This is a genomic window from Actinopolyspora lacussalsi subsp. righensis (assembly GCF_900116555.1).
Taxonomy (GTDB): Bacteria; Actinomycetota; Actinomycetes; order Mycobacteriales; family Pseudonocardiaceae; genus Actinopolyspora; species Actinopolyspora lacussalsi.
Window position 1 is genome coordinate 427,448 of sequence record NZ_FPAT01000004.1, and the last position, 10,186, is coordinate 437,633.

11 protein-coding genes are annotated in these 10,186 nt (G+C 66.7%); 4 read left to right on the forward strand and 7 right to left on the reverse strand.

Annotated features, from left to right (window positions below; genetic code table 11):
* Positions 1–23: 23 nt before the first annotated feature.
* The 3 genes from BM394_RS10385 to BM394_RS10395 are packed head-to-tail and all read left to right on the forward strand — an operon-like array spanning position 24 to position 3,744.
* Positions 24–1,361, forward strand: a complete 1,338-nt coding sequence (locus BM394_RS10385; protein WP_092977175.1) for a lysine N(6)-hydroxylase/L-ornithine N(5)-oxygenase family protein — start codon at positions 24–26, stop codon at positions 1,359–1,361.
* Positions 1,358–1,948, forward strand: a complete 591-nt coding sequence (locus tag BM394_RS10390) for a GNAT family N-acetyltransferase (protein WP_092977177.1) — start codon at positions 1,358–1,360, stop codon at positions 1,946–1,948. Before BM394_RS10385 ends, BM394_RS10390 begins: the two co-directional genes overlap by 4 nt.
* Positions 1,945–3,744, forward strand: coding sequence for an IucA/IucC family protein (locus BM394_RS10395; protein ID WP_092977179.1), 1,800 nt, complete (start codon positions 1,945–1,947; stop codon positions 3,742–3,744). The genes BM394_RS10390 and BM394_RS10395 overlap by 4 nt, the downstream gene beginning before the upstream one ends.
* Positions 3,745–4,119: 375 nt before the next feature.
* On the opposite strand, the gene BM394_RS10400 is transcribed toward BM394_RS10395, so the two are convergent.
* Complete coding sequence (locus tag BM394_RS10400; RefSeq protein ID WP_092977268.1) at positions 4,120–5,157, reverse strand: baeRF2 domain-containing protein; 1,038 nt, start codon at positions 5,155–5,157, stop codon at positions 4,120–4,122.
* Between the two features lie 261 nt (positions 5,158–5,418).
* On the opposite strand from BM394_RS10400, the gene BM394_RS10405 reads away from it, so the two are divergent.
* The gene (locus BM394_RS10405) at positions 5,419–5,814 is read left to right on the forward strand and encodes a DUF2267 domain-containing protein (RefSeq protein WP_092977181.1); all 396 of its coding nucleotides are present in this window, start codon (positions 5,419–5,421) and stop codon (positions 5,812–5,814) included.
* Positions 5,815–5,977: 163 nt separating this feature from the next.
* On the opposite strand, the gene BM394_RS10410 is transcribed toward BM394_RS10405, so the two are convergent.
* The 6 genes from BM394_RS10410 to BM394_RS10435 form a co-directional block, all read right to left on the reverse strand.
* Complete coding sequence (locus tag BM394_RS10410) at positions 5,978–6,634, reverse strand: hypothetical protein (protein WP_092977183.1); 657 nt, start codon at positions 6,632–6,634, stop codon at positions 5,978–5,980.
* Positions 6,631–7,212, reverse strand: coding sequence for a hypothetical protein (locus BM394_RS22385; RefSeq protein WP_139235192.1), 582 nt, complete (start codon positions 7,210–7,212; stop codon positions 6,631–6,633). The genes BM394_RS10410 and BM394_RS22385 overlap by 4 nt, the downstream gene beginning before the upstream one ends.
* 31 nt (positions 7,213–7,243) lie before the next feature.
* Positions 7,244–8,560, reverse strand: coding sequence for a putative T7SS-secreted protein (locus BM394_RS10420; protein ID WP_092977185.1), 1,317 nt, complete (start codon positions 8,558–8,560; stop codon positions 7,244–7,246).
* Between the two features lie 81 nt (positions 8,561–8,641).
* Positions 8,642–9,028, reverse strand: a complete 387-nt coding sequence (locus BM394_RS10425) for a hypothetical protein (RefSeq protein ID WP_130468572.1) — start codon at positions 9,026–9,028, stop codon at positions 8,642–8,644.
* A gap of 440 nt (positions 9,029–9,468) precedes the next feature.
* The gene (locus tag BM394_RS10430; RefSeq protein ID WP_092977187.1) at positions 9,469–9,882 is read right to left on the reverse strand and encodes a hypothetical protein; all 414 of its coding nucleotides are present in this window, start codon (positions 9,880–9,882) and stop codon (positions 9,469–9,471) included.
* Complete coding sequence (locus tag BM394_RS10435; RefSeq protein WP_092977188.1) at positions 9,879–10,127, reverse strand: hypothetical protein; 249 nt, start codon at positions 10,125–10,127, stop codon at positions 9,879–9,881. Before BM394_RS10435 ends, BM394_RS10430 begins: the two co-directional genes overlap by 4 nt.
* Positions 10,128–10,186: the final 59 nt, after the last annotated feature.

The following is a 10,186-nucleotide window of genomic DNA, read 5'->3' on the forward strand; positions in this document are numbered from 1 at the left end:
GAGACTTCCGAAGGGAAAACTCCATGTCCCCCACTTACGACTTCGTAGCCGTCGGGGTCGGTCCGTTCAACCTCGGTCTGGCCTGCCTGACCGAGCCCATCGCGGAACTCGACGGGCTCTTCCTGGACGAGAAACCGGACTTCGAATGGCACGGCGGGATGATGCTGCAGGACACCACCCTGCAGACGCCGTTCCTCGCAGACCTGGTGAGCCTGGCCGATCCGACCTCTCCGCTGTCCTTCCTGAACTACCTCAAGGAGGTCGGCAGGCTCTACTCGTTCTACATCCGGGCGGACTGGTTCCCGCCCCGCGTGGAGTACAACGAGTACTGCCGCTGGGCGGCGCGCAAGCTCGACAGCGTCCGGTTCGGCCACCGGGTAGACCGCATCGACCACGACCCGAACGAGGACGTCTACCTGGTGCACGCCACCGAGGTCGCGACCGGACGGACCGAGACGCACCGGGCGCGCAGGCTGGTGTTGGGCACCGGAACCCCGCCCCACGTCCCCGAACCGTGCCGCGACCTGGGCGGCGACGCGATTCACGCGTCGCGGTACCTGCACAACCGCGACTCGCTGGTCCGCAAGCAGAGCATCACGATCGTCGGAAGCGGGCAGAGCGCCGCGGAGATATACCGGGATCTGCTCGGTGAGATCGACGAGCACGGCTACACCCTCAACTGGGTGACCCGCTCGGCCAGGTTCTTCCCGCTGGAGTACACCAAGCTGACCCTGGAGATGACCTCGCCGGAGTACGTCGACTACTTCTACTCGCTGCCGGACAGCACCCGGGAATCACTGCTCGCGCAGCAGCACGGCCTCTACAAGGGCATCAGCGCGGAACTGGTCGACGAGATCTTCGACCTGCTCTACCTGAAGCGGGTGGCCGGACCGTGCCCGACCAGGCTGCTGACCAACACCGAGGTGACCTCGGCCGAACACCACCCGGCGGACGGCGGCTACACGCTGGGACTGCGGCAGTGGGAGCAGCAGGAGGACTTCACCCTGCACACCGACGGGCTCGTGCTAGCCACCGGATACCGGTACCGCACACCCGATTTCCTGCGGCCGATCACGCACCGGATCAGCTGGGACGAGTCGGGCAGGTTCGACGTCGGCCGCGGCTACGGCGTGGACCCGACCGGCGAGGAGATCTACGTGCAGAACGCCGAGCTGCACACGCACGGCTTCGTCACCCCCGACCTCGGGATGGCCGCGTACCGGAACTCGCGCATCATCCAGGGGATGCTCGGCGAGGAGTACTACCCGGTCGAGCGTTCCATCGCCTTCCAGGACTTCGCCGCTCCCGGCGACATCGGACCGGCCCGGACCGAACCGGCACGAGAGGAGTCGGCGGCATGACCGAGATCGTGTTCGAACGCACGGACGAGCGGTTGGGCGAGTTCGCCGTGCGCCCGGTATCGGCCGATGAGGACACCCGGCTGTTGCACGGCTGGCTCACCCACCCGAAGTCGGCCTTCTGGCTGATGCTCGACGCCGAGCCGGCCGACGTGCGGCAGCAGTTCCGCACCATCGAGGCGACCCCGGGCAACGACGCGTTCGTCGGCCTGCACAACGGGATTCCATCCTTCCTGATCGAGCGGTACGACCCGGCCCGTTCGGAACTGGCGGAGCTGTATCCCGTGCGGCCGGGCGACGTGGGGATGCACTTCCTCGCCGCGCCCACCGGCATGCCGGTGCACGGCTTCACCCGCGCCGTGCTGACCACGGTGATGGACATGCTGTTCACCGACCCCGCGATCGGCCGGGTGGTCGTGGAACCCGACGTGAACAACACCTCGGTGCACGCGCTGAACGCGGAGGTCGGCTTCGAAGTGGTCGACACCGTCTCGCTGCCCGAGAAGAAAGCACTGCTCAGCATCTGCACCCGCGCCGACTACCTGGCGAGCAGGACCGCGGGTTCGACCGAGGGGGAGGTATCACGGTGAGTTCCGGCAACCCCGGCACGCACGAGCCCGCGGGCCATCTGACTCCGGAGCACTGGCGGCTGGTGAACCGGCGCCTGGTGCGCAAGGCGCTGGCCGAGCTCTCACACGAACGGCTGCTCACCCCCACCCCGACGGGGGAGGGGCGCTACGTGGTCGGCAGCGACGACGGCAGGGTGCGCTACCACTTCCGGGCCAGGATCGGCAGCCTGCGGCACTGGTCGATCGACACCGACAGCATCACCCGGCACCGCGACGGCACGGAGCTGCCGCTCGACGCGATGGAGCTGTTCCTGGAGCTGCGCGACACGCTGGGACTGCACGACGGGCTGCTGCCGGTGTACCTGGAGGAGATCAGCAGCACGCTGGAAAGCGACGCGTTCAAACTCGCCAAACCCCGGGCGAGCTCGGGAGAGCTGCTGGACGCCGGGTTCCAGGCGATCGAGTCGGGCATGACCGAGGGACATCCGTGCTTTCTGGCCAACAGCGGCCGGATCGGCTTCGACCTCGCCGAGTCCGCGAAGTACGCGCCGGAGGCGGGAGTGCCGCTCAAGCTGGTGTGGCTGGCCGCGCACCGGGACCGGGTCGGCTTCAGCGCCTCGGCGGGGCTGGACTACGAGGAACTCGTGCGGTCCGAACTGGACGAATCGACCCGCGAGCGGTTCGAGAAGCGGATCCGCGAGTTCGGGCTGGACCCGAAGGACTACCTGTTCGTGCCGGTACACCCCTGGCAGTGGGACAACAAGCTGCCGGTGACGTTCGCCGCGGAGTTCGCCACCCGCAACCTGATCCACCTCGGCGACGGGGACGACGATTACCTGCCGCAGCAGTCCATCCGCACGTTCTTCAACGCCGACTCGCAGGAGCGGCACTACGTCAAGACGGCGATCTCGGTGCTGAACATGGGTTTCCTGCGGGGGCTCTCGCCCGAGTACATGCGCGCCACCCCGGCCATCAACGACTGGGTGGGCGAGCTGGTCGCCGGTGACGAGCTGCTGCGCGACTCCGGTTTCGACATCCTGCGGGAACGCGCGGCGGTGGGCTACCACAACGAGTACTACACGGCCGCCGCGAAGGACTCGCCGTACCGCAAGATGCTGGCCGCGCTCTGGCGCGAGAGCCCGGTTCCGAAGCTGCGGGACGGGCAGCGCCTGGCCACCATGGCCGCGCTGCTGCACGTGGACGAGTCCGGCGATCCCCTGGTCGGCACGTTGATCAGCCGTTCGGGGCTGGCACCGGCCGACTGGCTGCGGCGCTACCTGGACGCCTATCTGCGTCCGCTGCTGCACTGCTTCTACGCCTACGGCGTGGTGTTCATGCCGCACGGCGAGAACATCATCCTGGTGCTGGAGGACGGGGTGCCGAAGCGGGCGCTGCTCAAGGACATCGGCGAGGAGGTCGCCGTGATCGAGCCGGAGACCGAACTCCCGGCCGAGATCGAGCGGATCCGCTCCGAGGTGCCGGAGAACCTGCGGGCGCTCTCGCTGTTCACCGACATCTTCGACTGCTTCTTCCGCTTCCTGTGCTCGATCACGCACGAGCACGGGCTGCTGGACGAGCGGGACTTCTGGCGGACGGTGGCCGAGTGCGTGGCCGACTACGAGGCGGCGGCGCCGGAGCTGCGGGACCGGTTCCGCGAGTACGACCTGTTCGCCGAACAGTACGAGCTGTCCTGCCTCAACCGGCTGCAGTTGGGCAACAACCAGCAGATGGTGAACCTGCAGGACCCGGCTAGCGCGCTGAAGATCGCGGGAATGCTGGACAACCCCATCGCGCCGTACGCACCCGTTCGGGACTGATCGGAGTTTCCCCGGCGGGTCGGCGGGTGCTACTCGCCGGCGGAACCTCCCGCTGGCTCTCGCACCGGGTGCCGCCCGACCGGGCGGCACCTCGCGGCGTCGGGCCGCTCTTGGGTAGCGGCCTGCACGGCGAGGCGGTGTGGCCCCAGCTCCGTCGATTTCTCGCGAAATCGCCGGGCGGTGGGACGGCGCGGTGCCGGACTCCGACCACCCCGGCAGTCGGCACCGCCGCGGGTTCTCTCGGGGTGCTCTGCGAGGAAGGCCCGACGTTGTGTAGGTGTCGCTACCCGATGTCGGGCCTCCCCGGAGCGAGAGCCCGCGAGAGGTTCCGCCGACCGAGCACCTTCGCGACCGGCCGGAGGGCAGGTCCACTGCTCAGTTGTCGATCGGGAAGCGCAGCAGCGCTCCGACGCCCTCGGCCAGGCCGGTGCCGGACTCCACCAGATCGGCCCGGGCACTGGTCTCGGCACACGCCTTGAGCAGGAACGCCTCGCGTTCGGTTCCGGTGCCGTACTCCAGCAGCAGGGTGTCCACCGCGCCCATCTCGGCGGCGCGGGCCACGGGGTGGTCACCGTGCACGGCCTGCCCGTGCGCCAGTCCCGCGTTGAGCTGCTCGGCGCGCTCCTGCGCGTTGCGGGCGCTCTCCTTCTCGGCGATCTCGCGCAGCTGTTCGGTCAGTGCCTGTTCCGCGGCCTCGTCCTGGTTACCGCCGCGGTCGGCGTCCACGTGCAGCTCGGCCAACCGCTCGGTCAGCTTGTCGCGGACCATGGTGCGGGCCTGCGTCTCACCTGCCAGCACCAGCAGCCGCGGCCGGAACTCGGCCTCGATGGTGCGCAGCCGCGCGACGATGTCCTCGACGTTGTGCTCGACGGCCTGCTCGGCACGGCGCTGCAGCTGTTTGTGCGACAGGGCCTGGCCACGGGGTTTGTGCGTGTCGGTCTCGGCGCCGCCCTCGACGGTCTCGCTGCCCAGCTCCCGGGGATGGTGCTGCTGTGCCAGCACCTCCTGCCGGACCACCGCGCCCTGCTCGTCGGCGATGACCACCAGCATGCGCACCGAGCGGCACTCCTCACGAACGTAGGCGCCCAGTTCCGGCAGCCGCGTCCAGTACTGCGCGTCACCGGCCCCCAGGGCGGCGTCCCACGGTTCGGCGAGCAGCACCCCGTCGTTCTCGGTCGCCACCAGCACACGCCCGTTGGCCTGCTCCTCGCCGTACTCGACATTCAGCACGCTCGCTTCGAGCGCGTCCAGCACCGCGTCACCGGCTCCGGCACCTGCCAACCGTTCCCGCAGGTCACGCCACCGCAGTCGCAGCTGCTCGCCCGATTCCTCACTCGGGGAGCGTCCCTCCAGGTACACCGTGGCGAACGGTCCCTCGCTCTCGTAGACCGACCGCAGCCGCGTCAAGTCCATCATCGTTCCCCTCTCTCGCTTCCAAGGACCGTCCTTGCCGGTGGCAACAAGCGTGAACACTCAACGGAGTACTCACACGTCGATCACAACCACTGGCAGGTGCATGCCCCGCACACAGCACGGCAAACCCACACAGTGCCACAGAGTGAGCCAGATCACGTTTATCGACCACGGCGGCGTGGGCACTGCGATGGGAACCGTCCCGTGGAGACCTCTCCGGTTGCGGGCACGGGAGGCGGAACGATCCGAAGAGGGAGTTCGATGGCAGAGATCTGGCAGAGCGAGCCCATGCGCGACTTCGCCGAACAGGTACGACAGCGCGCCGAAATTTCCTCGCTCGACGAGGCGTCCCGCGTCGCTCGCGCCACCCTGACCACACTGGCCGAGGCCGTCAGCGCGGGCCAGGTAGACGAGCTGGCCGAGGGCCTGCCGGAGGAACTGCGGAACGAACTCTCGCAGCGCAGCGGGCAGGCTCGTTCGCTGAACAAGTTCGAGTTCCTGGACCGCGTCAGCGGCGAGATCGCCACCATCGACCTGGAGACGACCGAGGACCAGGTCAGAGCAGTACTGACCACCCTGCGCGAGTGGGCGCCCTCCGGCGAGACCACCGACGCCGTCGAGCAGCTGCCCGGCCCGATCGCCGCACTCTTCCAGTAGCGCTCCGCGACTCCCGGGCTCAGCGGTGCCGTTCGTAGCCGTTCGTACATTTCGCGAGAAATTTACGCGGGACTCGGCATCAGGTGATGCCGCACACCGCGAAGAAGTTCAGGCGAAAACCGTGGGGTCGCCCGGTAAGGGATCCGTTCACCGTGCCGTACTTTCAGGCGGTCTCGTCCTCGTCCGGCAGCCATTCGACCGTTTCGAATATCCCCTGGGCCAGGTCCACGATGTCGGTCCAGTCCTCGGTGTTGTTGCTCGTGACCGAAACCCCCAGGATATCCGACACGGAAGGACTGGGAATCCACGCCGTGATCGCGTGATTGGTCAGCTCGATGGCTTCCTCGCCCACTTCGACGGTGCTTGGGGTGGCGGAACGGGTCACGACGGATTCACCAGCCGGGAGCTCGACCACTTCGACCTCCGTGCCCGACTGATTGCCGTAGTACTGCTCCAGTGCGGCGACGGCGGTGTGCCGTGTGGTTCGTTCCGAGCCGAACACGAAGCAGCTGACCACGACCATCAACGGTCGTTGCGCTTCCTGGGCCGATCGGAAGACGGCGGCGGCGTTGTAGTGCGCCCCGCCCGCCTCGGCGGAGGCGCCGAGCGTCATCAGCATCGCCGCGACACCGGCCAGCCCCTGATCGATCTCGGTGTCCTCGGGGAGCCCGAACCGGACCGCTACGGCCGAGGCGAGCGCGTGCAGCTTCTCCTCGGTCGGCTCCCCCTCGGGAAGTTCGATGAAGCCCTCGGGAAGCACCAGCGAGTAGCGGGGTACTTCCTGAGCGGTATCGGTGGCGTCGTCGGTGATGTCGGTCATCGCGGTTCGTTGTTCCAGGTAGCGTTGACGAAGCGGGTAATGAGCTTGCGTTCCTCGATGGTGGGGCAGAAGTACGCCCGGCAACCGTCCGGCCAGGCGACCTCGATGCTCTGCTGCGAGGCGTGGTGGAACCGGACCGAGGAGGACTCGTCGCTCTGCCACACCACACGCGGCGGCTTGTCCGGCTTGTTCAACACCACCACCGCCACCCGCGAGTGGGAAACCACCAGCCACAACCGGCGCTGCGTGCGTTTCACCGTGTCGATCAACGAGGTCGGACCTGGGTTGTCCTTCGAACCGGAGACGGAGATGACGCCGGGCGCCGGTTTGACGTGGTGATAGGACTCCTTGACCAGGCCGAAGGCCTCGAACCATTCCCTGATCCAGGCATAGGCAACCAGCAGCGGGAAAAAGACTACAAAACCAATCTTGAACCCAATAGACCTGGTCCCAATCTCCTCCCGCCCATTGAAATCACTGAGCTCAAATTTTTCCCAACGGAAGTAGATTACCTCGCAATGCTCAGACCAAGCATCGACATACCGACCCCTAACAACATCGCGCTCGTGCTCATCCACTGGACAAACCACCCCAATTTTGTTGCTATTTTTATTTTTCGTTCAATTTTGACTCAACATAGGATTCAGCCTGCCCCGAAGCATAGTCCTTGCCTTCAGCTATAGCAACCTTTTTGACCGACTCCACCCCAGAGCCAATAGCAACCCCCGCATTAGAAAATGGATCAATCGAAGATTTCGTCACCGTGTTAATCAAATCGACAGATTTCGCATGAGTGTAAATCGCGGCGTTTTCGATGGCTTCCTTGGGATTGGCCCTCAGCTCTGCTTTGGTGATCGGAGAAATATCCGTCTTCCCGGTAGCCTGCTTCAGAATGTCCGATTTTGAAGTAATTCCATCGACACTCAAAGCTTTCTTACCGAGACCGCTCGCCTTGCTCGGTATTTTGGATGCCGCCGCGACCTTCCCTGCCTGTGACGCCGCGTTCTTCGCACCGGCGACGAGGCGTCCGCCGGGAATGACTCCGATGGCGTCCATACCGATCTTTCCCCAGGAGACATCGGCACCACCGGCCTTGGCCAGCGCGTTGGTTCCCAGTGCGGCGGCGCTGACGGTTATGGCGGCGGCCGAGGTGACCGCGTTGACTCCTGGGATCCAGGAGGTCGCGATCGCGACGACACCGAGCACCGTGCTCACGGTGCTGAGCACGTCGCCGATCTGTTTCAGGAGCTCGGCGTGGTCCTCGACCCACTGCCAGGCCCGGTCCGCCACCTCGCTGATGCTCTCGCCAAGTTCTTCGAGCGCGTTGCCGAGACGTTCCAGCAGGCCGGGTTTCTCCGGAGCCTCGTCGGTGGCGCGGCGTAACGCGTTCTCCACCTGCTTGGCCAGCTCTTCGTGCTGGGCGAGCAGCCGCTTGGCCTGGTCCAGGATCGCTTGCAGATCGTTGTCGGCCTCACGCAACGTCGCCTGCGCGGCGTCCAGTCGGCGCTGTGCCTGCTGCAAGGATTCCTGGTCCGGGAACCGCTGGTTGGCCAGGTTCAGATCCGGATTCGACTCCGCCTCGCGGAGACGTTTTCGCGCGGCGGCGGCCTTGGCTTCGTAGTCCCGTGCTCGTTGCTGGAACGAGCTCAGGTCGTGCGACCACCGCGTGAGCGTCCGTGAGGCGTCACCGAGCGAACGGTGCGCCTGCTGCAGGTACTTGGGTAATTCGCCCACGGTGTCCTGGAACGCCTCGGCGGCCTTGCCCTGCCACAGCCCTTCCTGACTGCTGATCTTCGACAGCGCCTCGTGGGCGCTTCCCATCCTGGTGGCCACGTTCCCGAGGTCGGTGGCCACCGACTCGACCGTGGCGACGGTTCCGGGGGCGGGATCGAAGCCCAGTGCCGGGTACTCGGAGTTTCCGCTCATTGTCGTCCTTGTAAGCACTCGTCCGGGTTGTCGATCATTCGATCCACCGGCTCGATATGTCCACTGTGTTCTCCGCGGGCGTCACTGTCCCGCCATGCGTTGCTCGATGGCGGACATCTCACCCTGCGACTCCTGCGATCCCTGTCCTCCGGAGCCGTCTGAGGAGGACTGCTGCGAGACAGCGGAGGCGAGCAGTGAAACGACCTCCTGTTCGAGCTTGGCGTAGGTCTCGCGTGCGGAACCCAACGCGTCGCTGGTGGCCTTCGCCCCTTCGGCGATCTTCTCGATGCCGTGCGACCAGCGTTCCCGGAACCCCTCGCTGGCATCGTCGATGCCGGGGCTGCCCAGGTCGCGACCTCTGGCATCGCCGAGCGCCCTGTTCGCCGCTGTGATGTCGTCTGCGGCGTGGTCCAGATCGCTGATCAGCCTCGTCAGTTTCTCGATGTCGACGCGATAACCGTCACCCACGAAGTCCTCCCCGAACGAACGATCGTCGCTTCGGCAACGTAGCAATCCCGTAAGCCGCTCGGGGGCGAAACGAGACATCCGGTGCCCCTCAGCACCAAGCGGAGGAATCCACGCAACGATGCGGCACCACCGATTGTGGGTTTCACGGGGAACCGAGACGGGGTGCGGGAGTTCGGAGCGTTCTAGTGGGGCCCGCCCGGCCGGGTGGGAGCGGGGAGGGAGGCCCGGCCGGGCGGGGTTTTCCGGTGGCGGTTTGTACATTTCGTGGGAAATCGTCGCCGCAGTGTGGGTCGTGCGCGGCGATTTCGTGGGAAATCGACGCCCCGCCACCGGCGGCCCGGGGTGTCTCGGTGGTTGTCGGGGGTTGGCCGAGTACACGGTTCCGGGCCGGTCTGGGTGAAAAGGGATCGTGGGGACGGAAGCTGGCGGGTAGTTGGTGGCTAGAGGCGCTGGAGGCCGTCGAGGACGCGGCGCATGAGTGCCAACTCGGGGTGCTCTGCCCCGCTGGGATCGGTCGCGGGTTCAGGTGCCGTGGGGCTGGTCGTCAGGGTGGGACTTGGTGCTGCTGGTTGCGCTGGAATCGGGTTCGGGAGCACTGGGGCCGGTGGGTCGAGCCGGAACAGGTGCGGATGCTCGTCCGGGTCGCATAGCGGCCAGCCGATCAACTCCGTGGTGGGTTGTTCGTCGCGGAAGTAGGACTCCAGCCGCAGTGCGGCCAGCCTGCGGGCGGCCGGGCCGCTGCCGCCCGCGTGGCGGGGCCGGTAGCTGACCCGGTTGCCCCAGCCGCCCAGCACGATCGCCGTCCCGGCTAGCACGACGGCGGTGGTCAGCAGCATCGCCGGATGCGTGCTCACTCCGCCTCACCCCGCCTGCGGAACTCGTCCGGGTCGATCGAGCCGGACTCCGGGGGATTGCCGCCGCCGAAGGCCAGCGCGGCGGCGTAGTCACGCAGCTCGTCGGAGAGCCGCTGCAATATTCCGGCGAGTTCGGCGCACTGCCTCGGGGTGGCCTGCCGGGCCGGAATGTCGTAGGAAGCCTGCTCCAGTTCCCACTGCTCATGGGCCAGCCACATGCCCAACCTGCCCGCATAACTGGTCACCGCGACTCACCCCCAACCCGCACCGCCGTAGTGAGCACATCCCGAAGCTCGACGGCCTG

Coding starts and splice junctions, on each gene's coding strand:
- BM394_RS10400 (WP_092977268.1), bottom strand. CDS start 5,157: ATGGACTTGACGCGGCTGCGGTCGGTCTACGAGAGCGAGGGACCGTTC.
- BM394_RS10410 (WP_092977183.1), bottom strand. CDS start 6,634: ATGACCGACATCACCGACGACGCCACCGATACCGCTCAGGAAGTACCC.
- BM394_RS10420 (WP_092977185.1), bottom strand. CDS start 8,560: ATGAGCGGAAACTCCGAGTACCCGGCACTGGGCTTCGATCCCGCCCCC.
- BM394_RS10385 (WP_092977175.1), top strand. CDS start 24: ATGTCCCCCACTTACGACTTCGTAGCCGTCGGGGTCGGTCCGTTCAAC.
- BM394_RS10405 (WP_092977181.1), top strand. CDS start 5,419: ATGGCAGAGATCTGGCAGAGCGAGCCCATGCGCGACTTCGCCGAACAG.
- BM394_RS10390 (WP_092977177.1), top strand. CDS start 1,358: ATGACCGAGATCGTGTTCGAACGCACGGACGAGCGGTTGGGCGAGTTC.